The sequence below is a fragment of the Myroides albus genome (assembly GCF_024722315.1).
Taxonomy (GTDB): domain Bacteria; phylum Bacteroidota; class Bacteroidia; order Flavobacteriales; family Flavobacteriaceae; genus Flavobacterium; species Flavobacterium album_A.
On the sequence record NZ_CP102754.1, the window covers coordinates 1502508 to 1526138 of the forward strand.

20 protein-coding genes are annotated in these 23631 nt (G+C 35.4%); 4 read left to right on the plus strand and 16 right to left on the minus strand.

The features are described 5' to 3' along the window. Positions 1-8 precede the first annotated feature (8 nt). The 4 genes from NWE55_RS06970 to NWE55_RS06985 all read right to left on the minus strand — a co-directional run bounded on the left by NWE55_RS06970 (position 9) and on the right by NWE55_RS06985 (position 7292). Positions 9-509, minus strand: a complete 501-nt coding sequence (locus NWE55_RS06970) for a gliding motility lipoprotein GldH (protein ID WP_155090657.1) — start codon at positions 507-509, stop codon at positions 9-11. Continuing rightward, positions 496-2043, minus strand: coding sequence for a PSP1 domain-containing protein (locus NWE55_RS06975; protein ID WP_155090656.1), 1548 nt, complete (start codon positions 2041-2043; stop codon positions 496-498). The genes NWE55_RS06970 and NWE55_RS06975 overlap by 14 nt, the downstream gene beginning before the upstream one ends. 292 nt (positions 2044-2335) lie before the next feature. After that, positions 2336-4426: a DUF5689 domain-containing protein gene (locus tag NWE55_RS06980; RefSeq protein ID WP_160338993.1), complete on the minus strand. Its 2091-nt coding sequence runs from the start codon at positions 4424-4426 to the stop codon at positions 2336-2338. A gap of 16 nt (positions 4427-4442) precedes the next feature. Further along, positions 4443-7292 carry a carboxypeptidase-like regulatory domain-containing protein gene (locus NWE55_RS06985; RefSeq protein ID WP_155090654.1) on the minus strand — a complete coding sequence of 950 codons (2850 nt, stop codon included), beginning with the start codon at positions 7290-7292 and terminating at the stop codon, positions 4443-4445. A 130-nt stretch (positions 7293-7422) separates the two neighbouring features. Between NWE55_RS06985 and NWE55_RS06990 the strand changes: the two genes are divergently transcribed. Next, a complete protein-coding gene (locus tag NWE55_RS06990; RefSeq protein ID WP_155090653.1) occupies positions 7423-8493 on the plus strand; it encodes an endonuclease/exonuclease/phosphatase family protein in 1071 nt (356 codons plus the stop codon). Between the two features lie 95 nt (positions 8494-8588). On the opposite strand, the gene NWE55_RS06995 is transcribed toward NWE55_RS06990, so the two are convergent. The 11 genes from NWE55_RS06995 to porW form a co-directional block, all read right to left on the minus strand. After that, positions 8589-9356: a 5'-methylthioadenosine/adenosylhomocysteine nucleosidase gene (locus NWE55_RS06995; RefSeq protein WP_155090652.1), complete on the minus strand. Its 768-nt coding sequence runs from the start codon at positions 9354-9356 to the stop codon at positions 8589-8591. Between the two features lie 125 nt (positions 9357-9481). Further along, positions 9482-10342 carry an ATP synthase F1 subunit gamma gene (gene atpG, locus NWE55_RS07000; protein ID WP_155090651.1) on the minus strand — a complete coding sequence of 287 codons (861 nt, stop codon included), beginning with the start codon at positions 10340-10342 and terminating at the stop codon, positions 9482-9484. Positions 10343-10408: 66 nt separating this feature from the next. Then, positions 10409-11983, minus strand: coding sequence for a F0F1 ATP synthase subunit alpha (gene atpA / locus NWE55_RS07005; protein ID WP_155090650.1), 1575 nt, complete (start codon positions 11981-11983; stop codon positions 10409-10411). Between the two features lie 41 nt (positions 11984-12024). After that, a complete protein-coding gene (atpH, locus tag NWE55_RS07010) occupies positions 12025-12561 on the minus strand; it encodes an ATP synthase F1 subunit delta (protein WP_155090649.1) in 537 nt (178 codons plus the stop codon). Positions 12562-12571: 10 nt separating this feature from the next. Next, positions 12572-13072, minus strand: a complete 501-nt coding sequence (locus NWE55_RS07015) for a F0F1 ATP synthase subunit B (RefSeq protein ID WP_155090648.1) — start codon at positions 13070-13072, stop codon at positions 12572-12574. Positions 13073-13167: 95 nt separating this feature from the next. Then, positions 13168-13362, minus strand: coding sequence for an ATP synthase F0 subunit C (atpE, locus tag NWE55_RS07020; protein WP_155034838.1), 195 nt, complete (start codon positions 13360-13362; stop codon positions 13168-13170). 56 nt (positions 13363-13418) lie between these two features. After that, the gene (gene atpB / locus NWE55_RS07025) at positions 13419-14597 is read right to left on the minus strand and encodes a F0F1 ATP synthase subunit A (RefSeq protein WP_155090647.1); all 1179 of its coding nucleotides are present in this window, start codon (positions 14595-14597) and stop codon (positions 13419-13421) included. A gap of 93 nt (positions 14598-14690) precedes the next feature. Further along, entirely contained in the window at positions 14691-15101 is a 411-nt protein-coding gene (locus tag NWE55_RS07030; RefSeq protein WP_155090646.1) for a hypothetical protein, read from the minus strand. 2 nt (positions 15102-15103) lie between these two features. Continuing rightward, positions 15104-15331, minus strand: a complete 228-nt coding sequence (locus NWE55_RS07035) for an AtpZ/AtpI family protein (protein WP_258204679.1) — start codon at positions 15329-15331, stop codon at positions 15104-15106. 18 nt (positions 15332-15349) lie between these two features. Next, complete coding sequence (locus NWE55_RS07040; protein ID WP_155090645.1) at positions 15350-15790, minus strand: bactofilin family protein; 441 nt, start codon at positions 15788-15790, stop codon at positions 15350-15352. A gap of 32 nt (positions 15791-15822) precedes the next feature. Further along, complete coding sequence (gene porW, locus NWE55_RS07045; protein ID WP_160338991.1) at positions 15823-18486, minus strand: type IX secretion system periplasmic lipoprotein PorW/SprE; 2664 nt, start codon at positions 18484-18486, stop codon at positions 15823-15825. A gap of 1118 nt (positions 18487-19604) precedes the next feature. Between porW and NWE55_RS07050 the strand changes: the two genes are divergently transcribed. The 3 genes from NWE55_RS07050 (at position 19605) to NWE55_RS07060 (ending at position 22447) form a co-directional block, all read left to right on the plus strand. After that, positions 19605-20009: a hypothetical protein gene (locus tag NWE55_RS07050; protein WP_155090644.1), complete on the plus strand. Its 405-nt coding sequence runs from the start codon at positions 19605-19607 to the stop codon at positions 20007-20009. A 101-nt stretch (positions 20010-20110) separates the two neighbouring features. After that, positions 20111-20536, plus strand: a complete 426-nt coding sequence (locus tag NWE55_RS07055; RefSeq protein WP_155090643.1) for a c-type cytochrome — start codon at positions 20111-20113, stop codon at positions 20534-20536. 213 nt (positions 20537-20749) lie between these two features. Next, a complete protein-coding gene (locus NWE55_RS07060) occupies positions 20750-22447 on the plus strand; it encodes a glycoside hydrolase family 32 protein (RefSeq protein WP_155090642.1) in 1698 nt (565 codons plus the stop codon). Between the two features lie 53 nt (positions 22448-22500). On the opposite strand, the gene NWE55_RS07065 is transcribed toward NWE55_RS07060, so the two are convergent. Then, positions 22501-23487 carry a TerC/Alx family metal homeostasis membrane protein gene (locus NWE55_RS07065; RefSeq protein ID WP_155090641.1) on the minus strand — a complete coding sequence of 329 codons (987 nt, stop codon included), beginning with the start codon at positions 23485-23487 and terminating at the stop codon, positions 22501-22503. Between the last annotated feature and the right edge of the window lie 144 nt (positions 23488-23631).

Genomic DNA, 23631 nt, shown 5'->3' on the forward strand with positions numbered 1-23631 from the left:
TTGTTATATTATTCTTTTTTCTCAATTTTTAACCCAACTTCCGAAATACCTGGCAAGGTAACTACACCTTCGACTTCGCCTAAGGCTCTTACTGCGTGTTCTAAAGTCATTTTGTATGTCCCTGATTGAGGGAATACAAAACCTTCTTTTAACTCTAGTTTACTCTCCTTTATATCAGAAAAACCATTTCCTAACAAAGTACCATCAGCACCTGCCATTTGATACTGTAAGGTGTCCACATGAATACTCAAGTTTGGCTGGTATACTTTAAAGATCACATACATATTGCTATATGGGTAATCTTTGTTCGCACGAACATTCATATACAAATTATAAGGAGAAATAGTATCCGTTACCTTATAAACAAAGGTTTTTACATCTTTCTTCTCCCATTGACCTTTCGTTTCAATAAACTGGTCAAAAACTACATTATCGTAATTCTGACAAGATGCAAAAGACAATATGATAAAACTAATCAGCGCTATTAAAACTTTACTATTCAGTAGCATTTGAACTATTATTTTGATTATTAGAGTTTTTCGGCTTTCTATTATTATTGTTGCGATTCTTATTACGAGGATTTGCTTTCTTTACATTTCCCTCTCCAGCATCATTTTGTTTAGCAGGTCCTTTCTTCTGATCACTAGCCTTCTCACTACGTGTAGTATCCTGTGACTTCTCTTTACCTAAATTCGGTTTCTTATCTTCACTTGTACGTGGACCTTTAGGTTTGTTGTTCTTCACGCGAGGTTGCCCCTCTTTCTTCTCCGTTCTCGCTACATTTTCTCCTCCTTCGTTCTTAACATTCTTAACCTCTCCTTCCTTTCGTACCTTTTGATTACGAGGGCGTCTTTCAGTTCGATTACCACTGTTGTCTGCTGTAGCATTTGCTTCTTTAGCAGTAGCTCCATCATTAGACTTTTCCTTTCTTTTACGTGCAGGTTTCTTCTTGCGCTTTGGTTGATCAAAGCGAGTAACGCTATCTTCCTCTACAGCGTTTTGTTCAGGTAAATCCTCGCGCTCCAAAGCATAGCTTTCCAACTCATCCCCCTTGATGTCGCGGTTATTCAGATCCACGATTTCCTTCACTTGCTCCGTAGATAGTACATACCAGTTCGCAGAGTTATTTGCATAAGCAAACCACATCTGACCTTTAAAAATATCTATTTTCTGGCAAAAAGCGATTCCCTTAGTAGTCATTAATTTCGTATCTGACTCTGGCATATCCTTTAATGCCTCTAAATATGTATCTAACTCAAAGTTCAAACAACATTTAAGTTTCCCACATTGACCAGCGAGTTTTTGAGGGTTTAAAGATAGTTGTTGGTAACGCGCAGCAGCAGTATTCACACTTCTGAAGTCAGTTAACCACGTAGAACAACACAATTCTCTACCACAAGAACCCACACCTCCAAGGCGTGCAGCTTCTTGACGAAAACCAACTTGTTTCATTTCGATACGGATAGAGAACTCTCTTGCAAAGTCCTTAATCAATTGTCTAAAGTCCACTCGCTCACTTGCCGTATAATAAAAAGTAGCTTTAGAACCATCCCCTTGAAATTCTACATCAGAAATCTTCATTTCCAAGTTAAGCTCAATAGCCAGTTCCCGTGCACGCATACGTACAGGTTCCTCTTTTTCGCGAACCTCCTGCCAGATATCAATATCTTTTTGCGTAGCCTTTCTATAAATTTTGAGTACATCTCCCTCTGGATCAGCACCTTTTTTCTTCATTTGAACTTTCACAAGTTCACCTGTTAATGAAACCACACCTATATCGTGTCCCGGTGACGTTTCAGTTGCAACAATATCTCCCATAGAGATCGTTAGCTCTTTAGGATAGCGATAAAAATCCTTCCTACCGTTTTTAAATCGTACTTCTACTATATCAAAAACTTCGCTGCCTGATGGATAAACCATATTAGACAACCAGTCAAAAACTGCTAATTTATTACAACTGTCTGTACCACACGTTCCATTATTCTGACACCCTCTTGGTTGCCCATTACTTCCTTTATCTGTCGAACAATTTGTACAAGCCATTCAATTTATGTTTATTAATTTAAACCTTATTATAAGGTATTTTTTGAGAAAATTTGTTGTAAAGATACTATTTTTAGTGCTGACATTGACTTTTTTTTTAACAGAGACTCATTATATACCCAAACCTAAATAAGGTTACCCCACCTTGAACTAACTAAAGTAAGGTATATAACATAAACGATACAAACTCATCATTATTTTCTTGATGCAAAGAACAGGTACTAAAGACCTCAAAAAAAAAGCTCGGCATATGCCGAGCTTTTTATACTATCTTAAATTTGAAAATTTAATGTTATTCGAAGAAAATGCTACTAACTAGAATATCAAAATTAGCATCTTTTCCAACCTTTAGAGAGAACAATTTCTCTCCGTTAGTAGTCTGATAATCGTTAGATACAGAAGTTAAATCTAAAGTGATTTTAACCCATTTGCCTTTAGTATCAATACTTCCAACATATTGGTTATTAGCTGCTTTTTGGACAACTAAATCAGTATCCTCAATTGTTCCAGGATTAAATGCATTATACTTTTCATCTTTACTGTTTTTATAAACATTCAACGAAATAGATTTTGAATCAGCAGTTCCTTTAATATAAAATGAAACCTTAGTTTTTCCAGCTGGTGCATTTTTCGCTAAAGAAGTAAATACATAGTCATTTCCACTGATAGGTCCTTTAATTTCCATTGCAGTAGTACCATTAGGACCTTTACCTTTTGCTTCTACAGCATAAGCTTTCATCCCCTCTTTAGAAACATTACTTACGAACGCATTCCAATCTGAAAAATCAGAAATATACAAACCTTTGTCAGTTGGTAAAGAAACATCACCCCCTGGGTTTTCACCACCTTCTCCTGGGTTCTCTCCACCTTCTCCTGGATTCTCTCCACCTTCTACTGGAGTACCATCTTCAAACTTAATCTCATCGATTACTAAATCGTAATTACTGCTAATTGTTTTTGTTGGACCTCCGTGTTTGAATCCAATAAAATTACCAGTACCTGTAGTATTATAATCAAAACCTTTTAAGTTAAGGACAATTTTAACCCATTCTCCTTTAGTATCAATAACTCCTTCATAGTTATTAATAAATTGCTCTTCCTTATTTGTTTTTGATTTCTCAACACGTTTACTACCTTTCACATCTCCAACGTTATATGCAACGTATGTACCATCTGCTTGATACAAATTAATAGATAATGAGCGTGCATCAGCAGTACCTTTCATTAAGAAAGAAAGCTCTGTAGCACCAGTTGGCACTTTAACATTAACAACACTAAATGTGTAATCAGTTTTCTCAGGAGTCCCTTTAAACAAAAGACCTCTTGAACCATTCCAACCTAATCCAGCACCTTCAGTTGCAAACTTCAATTTATACTCTTGATTAATACTTGCATTAAACTCATCCCAGTTCTCAAAATCAGATCCAGGGAAAGCTAAATATTTACCAGGTTCAACAACGATTTCTCCTCCGTCTCCGTCTCCGTCTCCGTCACCATCTCCGTCTCCGTCACCTTCACCACTACCATCGAATGGATCTTTGTCTAATTGGATATCAGACCAATATCTTGGAACGAACTGGAAAGTTGTATTACTTCCACTAACGAATTTTGTCATTACCCCAACTAAGCTACCGCTTTTTGCAGGAACATTTTTAGTAGCGAAATCTGTAGATTGTTCAACAGCACGGTAAGTCACTTGACTTGAAGGATTCTCTTTTGAAGAAACAATATCATTATAAGTAGCATTACCTGGAGCAGGTCTGTTTTTATCCCAAAATGGTTTTCCGTGAATATCTTTTTTGAATTGAACATCAGTAATTTTAACAAGTTTACCAATATTCTCATCTTTAACAGCATCCATTAAAGAAACCTCTTTAATTAAGTCTTTTTCAGCTATAGCATCACATCCAGCAAATACGTGTTTTTTATACGTTGGATCAGAAATATAAGAAATAAATGATCTCTTAGGGTCTTTATCTTTATCACCAACAGTAATAATACCATTAGTCATTTGTACTTGAGTACCTTTTAAAGAAACATATACCTTTTTACCAAATTGGTATTTAGCGAATGAAGCTTTTACTTCAGCTTTAACAAGCAATGAGTTCACGTTATCTTCATCAACGATATAAATCTCGCGATAAAAGTTACCACCTTGATCACTTGAAACAACATAACCTTCAACAACAGCATCTTTTTCATATGTTGTCATTGTTGCTGTTACTTCATTCTTAAGCTGTGCAATAGTAAGATTCACTTGCTCCTTAATTGCAGGCTCCACACAAGTCATATCAGGTGTAGAAAAGTCATCGTTCTTAGCACATCCAGTTACTAAAAGACCTGCGAACGAAAAATATAATAGTGATTTAAAAATTGTTTTCATAATGAATTTAATCTTTTTAGAAGTTGTAATAAACATTTACAAAGAAGTTACGTCCGTAACCATACCAATATTTGTTTGCAAATGTGTTAACACCACTTTGGTTATTTAACACTTCTTGTTTGTAGTTACCATTTCTAGCTTGTTCGAATCCACCAGTTTTATAAGTTTTATTAAAAACGTTATTAATACTTGCGAAGAATCCGATAATATTTCTATTAGGTAATCTCCATGATTTACCTCCAGTAATATTAACTAAAGTAAAATCATTTAATTTTTCTTGTTTCAATGCTCTACGAACATCTTGCTCATTAACACCTGGCAACAATTGACCTGGGTTAAGAGGGTCTTTAACGAAGTTATCCGTTCTTCTAATAGCAGATACATTTGTATATGCATTATCCATATAGTTCACGTTTGCACCAACCCACCAATAACTTGGATCTCTATACTCTAATCCTAAAGATAAAGCAGTTTGTGGACCGTTACCGTTTCTGATGTTTTTCAAGTATGCTTGACCATAGTCAAAAGATCTACCTGCATTATCAGAGTTAAGTCTAATATTTGGATTGTTTGTGTAGAAAGACTGACCAAGAGCAACAGCTGCAGTAGCTTTAACAGTTTGAGTTAATTGGTACTCAGCTCCCAATTCAAGTCCTATGTTACGTTTATTCACTCCTGTTAAAGTTTCAGAAACGAAAGCACCACCAGTAGTACTATTTAATAATTCTCCATCCGAACCAACGATACCAGTACCATCAGCGTAGTAGAAATTCATTTGCGTACTGTTTTTGATTTCACTTAAGTACCCAGAGATTCTACCTTTGAATTTTGGAGTTCTAACGATATAACTACCATCAATACTGAAGATATCCTCATTTGTAATATCTTTAGTGATTAAGTTATTCACACGTACGTTAGCAAATGTATTTCTAATTGAAGGTGCTTGGTTGTAGTAAGCAACATTCATATTTAAGGCATGACGACCTGTAATGTGGTAAGTAGCCCCTCCTTTGAATCCAAAGTTATTGAAGTCTATTGCACCACTTTTTCCGTAAGAGTCATTAGCATAAACACCATTTCTGAAAAGTCCTTCTCTTTGGTATCTTGTATAGCTAATTTTTTGTCCTACATAGATGTCAAACTTATCATAGTCGAAAGCGAATTGAGAGAATACGTCAACAACATCAGCAAACATTTTATAGTTATAACCGAATTTGTCTTTCTCTCCAACATAGTGACGACCTGCAGGAATATTTCCTTGCTCATCTAAAACTATTTGTCCTTTATCGTTTCTTTCAATTTTGTTTAGGTCATTATAGCGAGCTAAACCTTTTTGATAAGTATCAATATCATTATAGAAAGTTCCACCTAATAAGTCAGTTAACTTTTTAAAGTTTTTAGAAACTAATCTTCTATAGTTTAAACCAGCGTCAAAAGTAATATTATCAGTTACTTGTGTTTTAAAGCTAGTATTAAAGTGGAATGTTTGATCCTCTTGTCTATCCTCGTAAAGGATAATTTTACTTTGCCCATTCACTCCTAAAGAGTTAATGGTATAAATTTCTTTCCAATCAACTTGACCGTCATTTCTAAAAGCATCTGCTTTTTCGTTTGCTAAGTCAGTCAACGGCAACCATTCCATCGTATCTCTATTACTGTTGTTTAGAGCATAACTTGGCATGTTACGGTAGTAAGTTGGATCTGGGTTTAAGTTATCTTGATATCCGAAACGGCTATTAGCAATATGTCCGAATTGGTAACCTAAAGTAGTAGTCAAATTACTTTTCTCACTCATTTTCCAATAGTGTGTTAACATAAAGATAGGCTCTGATACATCTTTATATCGAGAGTTTCTCTTGTCTCCACCTTGGTAACCCCAGTAAGAGTTGTATTTATAACCTTTAAGAGCAACTTGCTCATCAGTTACAGGAGAGTTTTTCGCTCTTTTGTTTTTAGCATAAATTGCTGTGAAGTTTAAGCTGTGGTTGTCGTTGAATTTTTTCTCAACTGCAGCAAAGAAAGATGGTGCATGGTAGTTCGTACCTTCCCAACGTCCTTCGTTAGCTCCACGATAAGACATAGAGATCACATAAGCCCAACCTTCACTATTCATACCAGAAGAATAAATTGCATAAGGTCTCCAGTTGTAGTTTGTATCTGAACCAGAAATACCAACTTTAGCTCCTTTACGAATGTGTGAAGCTCTTGTAGAAATGGCTTGAGTTCCTAAAACTCCGCCGAAAGTGTAGTCAGATGGTGTAGTACCAGAAGAGTATTCTTGGTTTCTAGTCGCATCATTAAGACCACCCCAGTTACCCCATTGAGGACGACCGTCGTAGATTTTGTTCATTACGATACCGTTCAACAATGTTTTCCCATATTCATTGTCTAAACCACGAATGCGGTAAAACGCAGATCCCCAGTTAAAAGCTGCTGCTTGTTGGAAAGGATCTTTTGTGGCTTGCAATAAACTTGAGGAAGTTTCTGAACCTGAGTCATCATCTCCTAAGTCGTTTTCTGTAAGAGTGATTAAACCCATTTGTTGTGATGAAGCTAAATCTTCTTCAAGGTAGATGGTACCTAAATCGACATCTTGATTGTCGATTGTTACTGGAAATCTCTTTGTACCATACCCTACATAAGATACAATAATTTGATAATCTCCAGCCTTTACATCACCTAAGAAAAAGACTCCTTCATTGTCTGTCAAAGTGGAAATATTTGTAGCGTCAATTCTCGTCAACACCGCGTTAATTGGTGTTAAAGATTTAGCATCTACAACTTTCCCTTTAATTTCTTGAACTCCTTGTGCGTAGCTCACAACTACCTGCAAAACAAGGAACAAACTAAATAAAAGTTTCTTCATAAATTAAAAATGATTAAAGTGCTATGTTAAAAAAAAGCTTTACGCTTATTTCTCTTACAAAGGTATGCTATTAAAATAATATTAACTACTTTTGTTGTAGGAATTAAGTCAAACTTTACTAAAATTTAATATGGCTACAAAACTAAGCATCCGAAATCTATTTTTTTTCGTGCTTTTCATCTCTTTTGGTGTACAAGCTCAAGAAAAGAAATACGAAATTCAAACAATTGCTTTTTACAATTGTGAAAACTTATTCGACACGATTCGTGATCCGAAAATCTATGATGAAGAATGGACGCCTACAGGTGCTCAATCTTGGACTTCAGCTAAGTACAAGCAAAAACTACACAACTTAGCAAGAGTTATGTCTATCATCGGTACAGACGAAAACCCAAAAATGCCAGCTGTTATTGGTGTTGCAGAGGTTGAGAACAGAGCTGTACTGGAAGACCTTGTAAAAGAACCACAACTACTACCAGGTAATTATGGAATTGTTCATTATGATTCTCCTGACAAACGCGGTATAGACGTTGGTTTACTTTACCAAAAAAATCACTTCACTCCTACAAGCTCTAAAGCTATCCCTACGATGATCTACGACATGACCAAAGTAGACAAATACACAGGAGAAAAAGGTGTACGTGTGTATACACGTGACCAATTATTGGTAACTGGTTTATTAGATGGTGAAGAAGTTCACTTTATCGTTAACCACTGGCCTTCAAGAGTAGGTGGTGAAAAGAGAAGTAGCCCATTAAGAGAGGCTGCTGCTGCTTTAAACGTGAAGATCATGGACTCACTGAGAGCTATCAATCCGGACGCTAAAATCATCACTATGGGTGATATGAACGACGGACCATACAACAACAGTATGAAAAAAGTATTAAAAACTGAAGCTAAAAAATCTAATGTAAAAGCTGGTGGAGTATATAATCCAATGGAAAAGATGGCTAAAGATGGATTAGGAACATTAGCATATAGAGATGCGTGGGACGTATTTGATCAAATGGTATTGACTGAACCATATGTAAGAGAAGAATATGATTCTTGGCGTTTTTGGAAAGCTAAAATCTTTAAAAAACCTTTTATGATTCAAAGCACTGGTCAATACAAAGGTTATCCACTTAGAAACACAAATGGAATCCCAGGATTTAGTGACCACTTTCCAGTTTATGTATACTTAATTAGAGAAGTTAAATAATCGTTAGATTAACTCAATGATATAACAAACCCCCATAGCACTTTTAGAGCTATGGGGGTTTGTTTTTGCAGTGAAAACAATAATTAACATTGGCTTTACATTAATTCAATAATTGTTTTTAAGATCTCTCGACCATACACGATCGAAACCTCTTCCACAAAAGATTGAAAACTAAAACTTGCCTCGTGGTTAGCATTATCAGATATTGTTCGAATTACCACACAAGGAATACCAAACTCAAAGCATACTTGAGCAACTGCAGCCCCTTCCATTTCCACACATAAAGCATTTGGCAACTCAGCAAGCAGTCTACTGCGTTGTTCGTTAGTAGAAACAAACTGATCACCACTTGCAATAGTACCAAAAAGAACTTTAGGAGCTTTTATTTTAAACTTTTTTAAATCATCACTATCGATTAACTCATTTAGATTATCAGGGCTTAAAATAGCTTTAATTCGATCCATAATAGCTATTGATAATTCTTGATCTGAATTAAAATAGCTTTTACCGATCAAAGGAACTTCAAATTTTGGTCGCAAAGGAGAAGCATCCATATCGTATTGAATCAAATCTTTTGCCACTACCACATCTCCAACACAGACATCTGTACCAATACCTCCAGCAACACCAATAAACACAACTTTACAAACGTCAAACTTGAGCAACAAAGTAGCCACGGTAGCGGCAGCTGCAACCTTACCGATACGCGAATAGACCACAACAACCTTTTGCTCCCCGAGAAAACCTTCATAATAACTGCGATTACTGATAACAGTCTCCTTCACGGAAGTCAAAGAATTAATAATACCGTTAATCTCTTGAGGGATAGCTCCAAGAATACCAATTACATTAGATGCATTCATGCTTTACAATTTAATTACGTTCAAAGTTACAAAAGTAACAAAATACTATAGGGTACTAAAAAACAAAAGAGCTATCTGTAAACAGATAGCTCTTTTATATAAAAAGTATAATTAATTTATTTCGATTATTTGTTCAATGCTTCCGCACCACCAACAATCTCTAAAATTTCATTTGTAATAGCAGCCTGACGAGCTTTATTATAGCTAAGCGTTAACTGATCTCTAAGATCTTTCGCATTGTCAGTTGCTTTGTGCATAGCCGTCATACGCGCACCGTGTTCTGATGCTACTGAATCAGCTACAGCCTTAAACAATTGAGTTTTCAATGACAAAGGAATCAATGTCTCAATAATCTCAGGTTTAGAAGGCTCATAGATATAATCAGATGAAGCATTGCTATCAGTTTCAATTGGCAATAATGGCAAGAATTGCTCAGTAACAACTATTTGCGTTGCAGCATTTTTAAATTGATTATATACGATTTGAATAGAATCATATTTCTCTTCTACAAAAGCATCCATTAACTGTTGAGCAATTACAGCAGAATTATCGAAACTTAAATCATCGTATAAATTACTGCGATTTTCTGTCACGTTAAATTGCTTGCGCAATACATCAAACCCTTTCTTACCAATTGTTAAAAGATCAATATTAGTTCCCTTAAATTCATTTTGGCTTAAGTGATTAATTTGTTTAATAATATTAGCATTAAACCCACCACATAAACCTCTATTAGAAGTAACCACTACAAATAATACATTCTTAACCTCTCTTGTTTGAGAATATATTCCAGCGTTATCTCCTTCTAAGGTAGCGCTAATATTTTGTATCAATTCAGTCAACTTTTCTGAATATGGACGCATCGCCATAATAGTATCTGTTGCTTTTTTAAGCTTAGCTGCAGAAACCATCTTCATTGCAGAAGTAATCTGCATAGTTGAACCGATTGATGAAATCCTATTACGTATTTCTTTAAGGTTTGCCATTTTGTTATATATATTACCTTAGAATGGAAAGGAGCCAAAAGCACCTTTCCAACCTAAATCTAATTCTTAATATTTTGCAGCTACTTCTTTCGCTACTTTCTCTAATACAGCAGTTAACTCATCAGTGAATTTACCTGCTTTTAATTGATTCAATGTATCCTTGTGACGAGAGTTAAGAGCATCAAGATATTCTCTTTCGAATTCTTTCACTTTCTCCACAGGTACGTTTCTCAATAAGTTTTTAGATCCAGCGTAGATAATTGCAACTTGATCTTCAACTTTATATGGATCGTTAACAGCTTGTTTCAAAATTTCAACGTTGCGTTGACCTTTAGAAATAACGTTCATAGTCGCAGCATCTAAATCAGAACCAAACTTAGCAAAAGCCTCTAATTCGCGGAATTGCGCTTGGTCAAGTTTTAAAGTACCAGCCACTTTCTTCATTGATTTAATCTGAGCAGATCCCCCAACACGAGATACAGAAATACCCACGTTAATAGCAGGACGTACACCCGAGTTAAACAAATCAGACTCTAAGAAAATCTGTCCATCAGTAATCGAAATTACGTTAGTTGGAATATATGCAGAAACGTCACCCGCTTGAGTTTCAATAATAGGTAAAGCAGTTAAAGAACCACCACCTTTTACGAATGGTCTCAAAGACTCAGGTAAGTCGTTCATGTTTTTAGCGATATCATCATCACCAATAACACGAGCAGCACGTTCTAATAATCTTGAGTGTAAATAGAAAACGTCTCCAGGGTACGCCTCACGTCCTGGTGGACGACGTAAAATTAATGACATCTCACGGTAAGCAACAGCTTGTTTAGACAAGTCATCATAGATAATCAAAGCAGGACGTCCTGTATCACGGAAGTACTCTCCGATTGCAGCACCAGCCATAGCAGCATAAACTTGCATTGGAGCTGGGTCAGAAGCGTTAGCAGCTACGATAATAGAATAATCCATAGCTCCTTTATCTTGTAAAGTTTTAGCGATACCTGCTACAGTTGAAGCTTTTTGTCCAATTGCAACGTAGATACAGTAAACTGGTTGCCCAGCATCGTAAAACTCTTTTTGATTCAAAATCGTATCAATACAAACCGTAGTTTTTCCAGTTTGACGGTCACCGATAACTAACTCACGTTGTCCACGTCCGATAGGAATCATCGCATCTACTGATTTAATACCTGTTTGCAATGGCTCAGTAACTGGCTGACGGTAGATAACACCAGGAGCTTTACGCTCTAATGGCATTTCAAATAAATCACCTTCAATAGGACCTTTTCCATCGATTGGCAGACCTAATGTATTTACAACACGTCCTACCATTTTTTCTCCAACTTTTAAAGAAGCAATACGCCCAGTTCTCTTCACTGTAGCTCCTTCTTTAACTCCAACAGCTGAACCTAATAATACAATACCTACATTGTCTTCTTCAAGGTTTTGTACCATTGCCTCTAATCCGTTGTCTAAAACAACTAACTCTCCATATTCAGCATTTGTCAACCCGTACACACGAGCAACACCATCTCCTACTTCTAGTATAGTTCCCACTTCTTCTAATGAAGCTTCAGAGCTAAATCCAGATAACTGTTTCTTTAAAATCGCTGATATTTCAGCTGGTTTAATTTCCGCCATTTTTGTCTATGTTTATACACGAAAATTCGTGCGGTGATTTTTTAATTAGTTAATTCTCTTTTTAAAACTTGTAATTGATTAGCTAAAGACGCATTGAATTGTCTATCTCCCATTCTAAGGATAAAACCACCTAAGATATCAGGGTTAACAATATTAGAAATAATAATTTCTTTATTAGGAGCAAGAGTTTTGACTTTGTCAATCACCTTAGCTTCTAACGTTGCGTCCATAGGAATTGCAGTAGTAACAATTACTCTCTCGATTCCCTTGAAAATCTCATATTGCTTTTGAAACTCAGAAGCAATACCCTCAAGAATCTCAAATCTACTGTTTGTACTTAACAATTTAAACAACTCTTTCGTTCCCTCACTAACAGAAGCAAAAACTTCTACTAACGCGTTAAGTTTAATATCATCCTTAACGATAGGATTTAAAAGAAACGTTTTCAATTCACTGCTTTGAGATACTGATTGAGAAATAAAGATCATATCATTATTAACAGCATCAGTATTTCCTTTTTCAATGGAAATCTCAAGCATTGCTTTAGCATATCTTGCAGCTGCTCTAGTGCTTATCATAATGACTTTATTAATTTAATTTTACTTCGTCTAACATCTTCTCAACCAATTTAGATTGAGCCTCTTTGTTAGCCAATTGATCTTTTAATAATCTTTCAGCGATTTCAATTGAAATTGAAGATACTTGATTTTTAAGATCGATTACTGCAGCCGCTTTTTCGCTTTCGATAACAGCTTTCGCTTGTGCAATTAATTTCTCTCCATGAGCTTCTGCCTCAACTTTTGCATCAGCAATCATTTGCTCTTTAATTTCTCTAGCTTCTTTAAGTAAAGCATCGCGCTCAGCACGAGCCTCAGCTAATAATTTCTCATTATCAGCTTTTAAATTAGCCATTTCTCTTTTTGCATTCTCAGCTGCTGCTAATGCGTCAGTAATACCCGCCTCACGAGCTTCTAAAGCATTTACAATTGGCTTCCATGCAAATTTCCCTAAAACAAATACCACCACTAATAAGATGATAAATTGCCAGAAAAATAATCCAAAACTGAAATCGTTAATTAACTTCTCCATTATCTAAAATTATACTTTTTAATGCCTATTTTGTTTAATTAAGAGGTTTACCTATGACCAACCGTCACAGATAAACCTCTTTTTGTTTTCTTGGATTATTTACCTAAGATTAAAGCACCGAATGCTAAACCTTCCAATAATGCACCAATAATAATCATCGCAGTTTGGATTTTTCCAGCAGCTTCTGGTTGACGAGCAATAGCGTCCATTGCAGAAGATCCGATTTTTCCTAAACCGTAACCAGCTCCGATTACGATTAAACCTGCACCAATAATGTTTGGTAATTCCATAGTGATTGATTTATATTAATTAAACAAATTTTAAATTGATTCTTGATTTAATACTATTAATGATGAGCTTCTTCGTGATCGTGCTCAGCAACAGCCATTCCGATAAATAGAGAAGATAACATCGTAAAGATGAACGCTTGTAAGAAAGCAACTAATATCTCTAAGAATACTAAGAAAGTAGAAAGTAAAAACCCTACTGCTGTAGCTCCACCTGTAGTCAACTCTTGTTGCATTACGAAGATGATAGCAATTAACCCAAATACTACAGAGTGACCTGCTGTAATATTAGCAAAAAGACGAACCATCAATGAGAAAGGCTTAATTAAAGCTCCTAAAATCTCAATTGGCGCTAACATTATTTTCATTGGTACTGGAACACCAGGCATCCACAACATGTGTTTCCAATAATCTTTGTTTGCAGAAAAGTGAACAAAGAAAAAAGTAAACAATGCTAAACAAGCAGTTACCGATATGCTTCCTGTTACGTTAAATCCAAGTGGAGTTAACCCCAATACGTTTAATAAGAAAATCAAAAAGAAAACTGACAACAGATAAGGCATAAACTTCTTATACTTATCTTTTCCAATGTTTGGAATTGCCATTTCATCACGCACATAAAGCACCATTGGCTCTAAAGCTCTCGAAAAGCCTTTTGGCAAGTTATTTGGCCCGTTTTTATACGTTTTAGCCAAACCTGTAAACATGATGATGATTAAAATAGTAGTAAACATCAATGACGCAACATTTTTTGTAATTGAAAAATCCAAAGGTTTTTCATTAGTTACAAAATGCTTGTCATCATAGTTAATTGTTCCCTCAGCGTCAGTCTTATAGATTTTGCTGTGGTACAATTTATACGTTTGTCCATCTTTTTCAACTAATTTCTTACCGTAGTCGAATTCAGAAGACATAAATACTTTAAGGCCGTTGTCTATTAAAATTACTGGTAACGGAAATCCGTAATTTTTACCAGTCGCCTCATCTGAGAAAAACACAAATGAATAATCATCTGCTAAGTGATGCGTGATGTGGTCTTGAACTTTCTCCTTTTGAGTTTTTTCAGCCACAACATGCTCTGTATCCTCTACAGCTTCAAGTGTTTCCTCAATTGACTGCTCAGCTTTTGAAAGGTTTCCTTCATTACTTTGAGCATTAGTTTGTGCATACGAAAATACAGACGATGCTGTAAAAATTACAGCTGCTAATAAATTCAGTGATTTCTTCAGAGTCACCATACCTTAACTTCTTGAATATTTATGGTTCTTAAAATTTTGTGCAAAAGTACAATAAATCTTATATAATCATACCTTTATGCGAAACTTTTTTTGTTAACTTTTTTCTGCGCTACTATTCTTATTCAAAACGAAATAGCTCAAATATGCATCTACCCCAAGAAAAACCAGAACAGATACAAGAAAATTTACTTTGAATCCCAGATCGACATTTTCACTGTCTAAACCTGCCTTAGCAAAAAGATAACTAACGACAAGCCTAAGCGTTATGAAGCCCAAAAAGACAAAGCCCAAGTTATTTGGCAGGCTATTTTTAATCCCTACCATTGCTGCAAATATAACAATCGTAAAAATCAATCCTAATCCATAAAATCCAAATAAACTATATCCTAATACAGGAAGTGAATTTCCCAAATCCGTAAAAGAAATAATCGCATAATGCGCTAAAAAGCAGATTGCTAAAAATCCGAGCGCTTTCAATCCAACACCAAGTGTCTGTCTATCCATCTTTACTTTTGATTAATTTGATGTACTTGTCTAATAACTTGGTACAAAGCTAATCCTACTCCCAATAATGTACAAGTTTTATTTGCAATACCATTGTTAAAATCGTATTTACCATCTAACCAATCTCCTAACAAATGAGCCAAATAAATAGTAATCCCCATTTGAAACGGCATCGTAATTAAAGTTAGCCACTTATTAGGTCCCTTATCATTTGGCTTTTGTTTATTCAAAATATCAATTTCTTACTATTATCCCTTCTTTTCAACAGCTTCTAATTTCTCCGTTTTTTCAGCTTTCTCTTGTTTGCCATTGGATTTAGAATCCTTACCTGACTGCCCAAGCATTTGGCAAGTAACCTCTATATTTCCTCCAGGTTCAACAGATAATCTCCCCACTATTAATTCTCCTTTGATATTCGCATTTGTTTTCACTGTAAGCAGATCGTTCACGCGAATAATACCTTCAACAGTTCCTTCAATATCGGCATTCTCACAGTCGATGTTTCCAACCACCTTAGCCTGTGGTCCTACAACAACTCTTCCTTTTACAAGTAAATTTCCCTTCAATTCTCCATCGATGCGAAGATCAGAGACTGCTTCAATATCTCCTCTAATAATAGTTGCTTCAACTATTCTATTCGTTTTTCCTAACAAATCTACAGAAGACTCTTTTTTTGAATTTTTAAACATAATCTATTTTTTTTCAACCTTTTTTTACTTAACTATTGTGGAGGAAAGAACTTATCAATAAACTCTTTCCAATTCTTTTTAATCTGAATAATAACATAGTCATTCGTTTCCACAGGATAAGCAAGTATTCCCAACCTATCTATCACTTTTTCAGCATCTTCTTTACTTCTAAACCCATGTAAAACTAATATTTTTTCGCTTGTCAAATAGTAATCTTCCGAAAACTTAATTCCGATTTGCTCATTAATTGCACCGAAATCAGCCATTTTTCTACGTAAATCTCCCACTTGTCCCGCATCCCTATCAGAGACCCACACGGCTACCTTCCAACTATCAGCACTATTGTTATTTGTAAACTCTCGTGCTTCCAAGCTGACTACCTCATTGTTTAGTATTTCCTCAGCTTCTTTACCTTCTTTTGTAGAGCTATAGGTCATAGCAATGAAATTGAGCGCCTCTTTATAAGCATTAATTCCCTCTTTTCGAGCAATGATTCTCGCTTTTAACAATTCGAATTTACTAATATAGTCATTATCGTAATTCTCTAATACAAAATCTACTTCCTTGTATGCTTTTTCAATATCTCCACTTGCGTAGACACGATACACTTTCGTAAACAACTGTTCGGGTGATAAGTCATCGATCTCGCTCATTTTGACATTCTGCAGTAATTTTGCATAACGCGAGTTTGGATAATTACGGATGATATACGCTTTCATAGCCATCGCCTTATCATTGTCAATCTCTAAGTATATCTTATACAACTTATACATACTTGGCAAAATAAGTCGATTTGCAGGCGCAGGTACAAAAGCTAATAATTTTTCAAATCGCTCAGCAGCTAACTTGTATTTCTTAAACTGTTCGCTGTACATTGACCCTAACTGAAAATAAGCAAAATCACGATCAACGCGAAGCTTGCCAATCTCTAAAGAATCTTTTGGAATCTGTCCGATGTAATGATCCACATTATACCTGTTGTCGGGAGGAGAACCAACGGTATTTCCTTTTGATTTCCCCTCAGAGTTCTCTGTTTGTCCTACTTCCCTATGGCTATTATTCAATGCTGAAGACCATCTCCAATTATCAACTAATGGACGATTTCCCCATTTTCGCTTAAAATCCTGTTTACCATAAGCTGAAGCCTGTTGAGAATAAAAGTAGAAAGTAGAATTGCCCATTCCCTGTGGTAGACTATTTGATTCCATAAAGGAACCTACAGCCTCTCCAAAATTGGCCATATTAAAATAATCTACATTTGAATCTCTATTTTTACCTTTTAGGTTGGCTTGCAACTTTCTAAAATCTTCTCTTCTCAAGTCCTCTACATATTTGGTAAAATAAGCAATCTGTTGATCAGCAGTCATCGCCACAAGGTTGAGAATACTATCGTTCTTATGTGCAATTTGCTCGTATTTCACAACCTCTTTCAGTGCATCGCGTCTTTTCGTTAAGCGATATCGTTCTTTAAACTTCTCAGGCAAGATACTAAGTGCACTATCATAATATGATCCCGCTTCCGCATATCCAGCACTATTGAAATAGATATCGGCAATACTCAAATAGTTGTACGCCTTTAATTGCTCATCTCCTTTGCTTTCTTTTACTGCCTTTTTCAAGTAGTTCAAAGCCAAATCCGTTTTGCCAACCCCATTGTAAAACAAACCTACTTGACGATTTAGTACATCGTAATACGGGCGGTTCTCTCTATCCTTCAACAACTTTCTGTACAATTTTAGGAAAGCAGTAGAATCAGAAGCTTTGCGCACACCTAATTCAGCCATTTGACTATACGAGTGAATATAATACGATTTCGGTCCTTTGCGCTTCATCTTCACGACAGATTCGAAGTAGTGAAATGCTTCCGCTTTTTTTCCTACTCTTGCATTCAATTGTCCTAAGATAAAAGAATACCTTGCTCTTTCTTCTTTAGATTGCGTTAACTCCAAAGCATTCTTCATCGGAGCGATTGCCTCCTCAAATTTTTCGATATTGATATACCCTTGTGCAAGAATAGCGTTGGCGTCAGCCTCCGTTTGCTTCTTCATTTTTCCTTTTCGGATGTGTATAAACTCTTTCAAGTTCTTTATCGCTATATCATCATAAGAAAGTCTAAGATTTGACTTTTCACGCCATACCTTTGCTTCGTCAATCTTATCGCTATCAGGGTATTTGTACAAAATATAGTTAAACGACTCTAAGGCAGGTATGAATCTCCCGTCGTAATAACGCGCCTTTCCCAAGAGTAAATAAGCCTCATCCATCTGCCAGTTTCGCTCTCTACCTTGAATGTACATTGAGTGCTTTTGAATAGCTTTTGTAGCTTTATTCTCTGCTCGTTCAAATCCAGTACCTCCATCTAACCCACCTTCCTTGTTCTCTCCTTCAATGGAAAGGTTATCTAATATTGACCCTGGTTTACTTTTTATCGGTTCACTAATCTTAAACTCCTTTTCTGGGTCAACTTTTATCTCGATGCGCTCAACAGGAAGAATCTCCCAGAAGTTGTCATAATAGCCCTCTTTGAGAGCGATCAACGCCTCATCGTAAGCCATATCACCATTATACAGAATATTATAACGCGTAGTCATCGCGTGATATCCGCGATTAATCAGTCGATCCTGCTTCACAGAACAACTGACAATGAACAAAACACTGAAGATTAATAATAAACTGTAACTTCCTAAACTTTTCACCTTAACTCATTTATCATCTAAACTATTTTAATATACTTTTAGTATCCTTACTCACAAAAATAATGATTACTTCTTTTTTATTAAAATTTTAAACTTCTAACAAAGTAACTATTTTTTCCTTGATTAAAATAACGCGTATTTAATTACTTCAAAAAAATATAGTCACCACTGTGTAACCCAAAATGCCCAAAAAGACAATTCAAGAACGAATTGGTCTACATTGTTCCAATTATTAAGTGTAAAATAAAGGATTCAACGCATTTATTAAAGTACATCAATAACACGCAAAAAACGTGGTTCCCACTTGTTGCATTCTCAATTACTTTGCCTTTCTCCATCCATTCTACTCTCCGCAATTGGAGATATCCACAATATACTGTAAATCGTGACTTGACACGGCAAGAGCCATCTCCTTGTCTATCACCTTGCTTTTGATTAACTCACTTAAGCGAATTTAAGTAGTAGGGCTGGGATCAGCAAATGACTCATCCAAACACATCAATTCAGGCTTACCGCTAAAACAATATCAGAATGTAAAAACAAGAGTACAGTTAAAAGCAGAATTATAAACAATAACTGTACAGCTATATTAGGACGAGACAAAATTTAGAGAGGGTGGTCGGCATGTGATCGCATAGTGATCGCATACTTTATAGGCAAATTCATGCGACCACTATGCAATCACCTTACTATCACCTACTGATTACTTCCACCCAATATCCTCTAAAGCAAAAGAAAACGCGAAGTAGCAAACACCTCACTGTGTCATAAACGATACTTAACTCTCAACAATCATAAGTGGAAGGTGGCAAAGAAGAAATCAATAAAAGCAAAAAGCAACTGTATAGTTCTGCGGTGGTAATATGCCAAATAGCAAAACAGGATTAAATGAGCAAGAGCATCAAACAATTCAAGATAAGTAAGTAGACTAATAGACAAAATGACTGCTACCTATTATTAGCACTCCACGAACAAGCCAGCGATAAAATCAAACGAACACAACAAAAATACCAACCGCGAAAACAAATACAGAAATCACAGTTGCCCCTATGGGTCGCAAATATTTTATAAATGAAACATCAATAAGTTTTTATCTTTGCAACCTAAATTTGTTGACAATGAAAAAAGACATTGAAATTCCAGAAGTAAAAAATGTAGAGATAGCAATTGTAAAAGAGTACAATGACAATTTTCTTGCTGACTGCTGGTACGTCTACTTATATAACAATACAGCAGAAGATATTGAAGCAATCATGATTGTCTCACAAGCGCAAGGAGAACTCAATGGAGAGAAGAGAGCATCCAGTCTATTTAGACATGCCTTTCAAAAATTAGGTCCAAAACAAGCGCTAAAAGTTGAACTACTTGATGAGAACATCTTTCAATTAGACAATACATTTATGTTGACATTCTTTCAAGGTGGCAAGCTTTATGATAAAAATTATACCCTACAGGCAAATACAATCGAAGGAATAGAATTAAAAAAATTGCCATTTGACAACAAAAATGGGGTTTTCTTATAAAATCGCAATAAACTAATTTTCAACCACATACAAGCACATTATTTATATTCAATCCAAATGATTCTTTGATTAACTTGCTTTTACTCAAAAAAGAATCACTTATGAAAATTAAAAACTTACTTGGATTAGGATTGGTTATCGTTGGAGCGACAATATTATTAGCATTTAATAATAAAACAACGATTACAGAATCAACAAAAGAACAATCTGAATGGAAAAACTTAAAAGTATTGCCAGCGGATATTTCTAATGATAGTTTGAAAGGCTTGATGAAAGGCTATAACGAAGCTTTAGGTGTAAAGTGTAGTTATTGTCACGCTCAAATTGAAGGTAGCGACAAATTAGACTTTGCTGATGACAGCAAAAAAGAGAAAGAATTTACACGTCATATGATTGTAATGACTCGCAAGATTAATGCGGAAAATTTCAATTGGCAAAATGCTGCAGAGCCAGAAAAAATAGATGTTGTTAGTTGTGCGATGTGCCATAGAGGATCACCACAACCATCAAAAGATCTAAAGAAATAATAGAATTTAAAACGGGGGATACAAGTATGTATCCCCCGCTTAATTCTATACAAACTAAAATGTGAATATTTGATTTCTTCACTATATAAATCATTGAATTTCAAACGAATATTTAATACTATAATAATATTGAGTTTTTCAATTTAAAGGTAATTTTACTTTACACAACAATAGATAGAATACAAAAAGTAAAACCTTAAATCACTATAACTTATGAAGTACAATCAAAAGTCGCTTATTGACATCACTTCAAATTTTATTTTACTTCCTTTTTGCAATGGAGAACCTGAATCCAAAGTTGAGTTTATCAGTCCTAATAAAGCTACTTCTTTAAGCTTTACAGCAAAGATTACCTCAGGCAAGGCACAATACTATCACCCTATACAAGTAAGCCAATTCAAGGGGCAAACCTTGAAACTAAAAATTGGTTCAGAAAATAAAATAAAACTTAGCGAGCTCCATATTGCACAACAAGAGGATCTTCCCTTACAAATATTCGAAAAACACAGGCCTTTACTTCACTTAACTGCTCCCTGGGGTTGGATGGATTTTCCCTTTGCCTTTAGCTATAGCAATCAGCATTATCAACTTCACTTTCTCAACAACTTACACCATACAGACCAACAGCATGCACATTGGACGACAGTCCTATCCAAAAATCTAATGCAATGGCAAATGGCAACCAACAACAGCGAATATCATCATCTACACAACAAAAATGTAGACTACATAGTCATTGACAAACTTAATACCTCCAATCTTGGAAAACAGACCACTTTTGCTTTCTATAAGTATCCCCATAAAAACCACAAGCTTTACTTAGCCTATAAATTAGATACTGATGGAAACTTCACACAATTTGATAACAATCCCATCGTAACAAGTAAAAATGGCCAGGAGCTCAGTTCTCCTAAAGTTTTCTATCACGTGCAAACTCAAAATTGGGTAATGCTAATAACTATGGGACATTCAATCGCCATATACAATTCAGCAAATTTACTCGAATGGCAAGAAACAAGTGTATTCAAATATCCCTATACCATCCCAAGTGATCACTGGCACAGTCCAGACTTATTCCCTCTACAATATGGAAGTCAAACCAAATGGATTCTAATGCATAGTACAAATGCACAAAAATCGAAATTTAAAGCCTTTACGCTATATCAAGTTGGGGACTTCGATGGTAGCGTATTCAAAGCAGATGAAGACAATGAAGTCAAAATACTCGACTTTGGCCGCGATTGTTATGCGGGAACGACTAACAGTAACCACCCAAAAGGAAAAACGCTATGGATAGCCTGGATGAACAACCTTCAATACGCACACAAAACACCTACAACAACTTTTCAGAATGCGATGACATTACCGCGCATTTTAGAATTGACAAAAGTGCAAAAGCAATTTATTGTCGCGAGTTTTCCAATTAAAGAGACAAAGCAACACAGAGTAGAAAAACAAAGTTATCCGTCAAGATTACTCGACAAGACAACAACAATCAAATCCATGTTAGAAAACAACAATGGCGCCTTCGAAATTGTACTCGATTTTGACATCATTGACGTCAGTACGAAATCTTTTACCTTAACCTTATCGAATAGTGAAAACGAAGAAATTTCCTATACCTATCACTTTAAGAAAGATAAAATCTATATGAATAGAAATCGAAGTGGACAAATTGACTTTGACTCAAAATTTACTTCAAAGAAAATAAAAGGCCCTTTATACGAAATCAAAAAATACAAGACAAGATTAATCGTAGACAAGTGTTCCACTGAACTATTTATAAACAAAGGAAAAGTGACGATGACCAATCTAATATTCCCAACAGAGCCCTACAACCAATTGACCTTATCGGTCGAGGAAGGCTCTGTAGATATATCAAAGTTCAACATATACCAACTTGACCTATAACAAAAAGGCTGTCGTTTTTCAACGACAGCCTTTTGAACTTTATAAACTATAACTTATAGTGCGTCTTTTTTTGGAGGAAATAAAAAAGAAGCTACTACTGATAATATTAAAACTCCACCAATCACTGATAATGAAATCATAGAATCAACGTGATAGAAAGGAGAGATAATCATTTTTATACCAATAAAAGACAATATAATAGCTAAACCATATTTCAGTTTAGAGAATCTGTCCATGAAATTAGCAAGTAAGAAATACAGCGATCTCAAACCAAGAATAGCAAAAATATTAGAAGTATATAAGATGAAAGGGTCATCTGGAGCAATAGCAAAAATAGCTGGAATACTGTCTACTGCAAAAATCACATCTGTAAACTCAATCACCATTAATGCTACGAATAGAGGAGTAACCATTTTAACCCCGTTCTTAACCGTAAAAAATTTCTCTCCGTCATACTCATTACTCACTTTAAAAAACTTGTGTACCATACGCACTGCAAAGTTTTTTGAAAGGTCTTGTTCATCACTGTGATCATCCTTAGCAAACCAAGATTTTATACCTGAAATCAATAAGAAGATACCAAAAATTGTCAAAACAATATTGATCTCAACATTTCTACCAAATAGCTCCATTTCCGGTAAATAGGTATGGTTAATGATCTCAACCCCTGCAAAAATAAATATAGCTCTAAATACTAATGCACCAATTATTCCCCAAAACAATACGCGGTGATGTAGTTCCTTGGGTACCTTAAAGAAGGTAAACACAAGAATAAAAACAAAGAGGTTATCGACTGACAACGCCTTCTCAATCCAATAAGCTGATTGGAAACGCGCAAAGTTCTCGAAATCCATGTAATAGTATATAACCCCACTAAAACACATCGCCAGACCAATCCAAACCACAGTCCATATCAAGGCCTCTTTCGTAGAAACAGTATGGCTATGACGGTTGAAAACACCTAAGTCCAACAACAGCATTACTAAAACAACAATTCCAAACCCTGCAAGTAAACCAGGGTGATTAATTAAATGATCCATTCTATTTTTTTTTACAGGGTCAAAACTAAATATAAAAATTTCCCCCAAGAGAAACTAAAGTAATCAACTGAAATACAACACAATACATTCTAAATAGCAAATATACGAAAACAAATAAAATAAAAATAACCCCCTGTAATACAG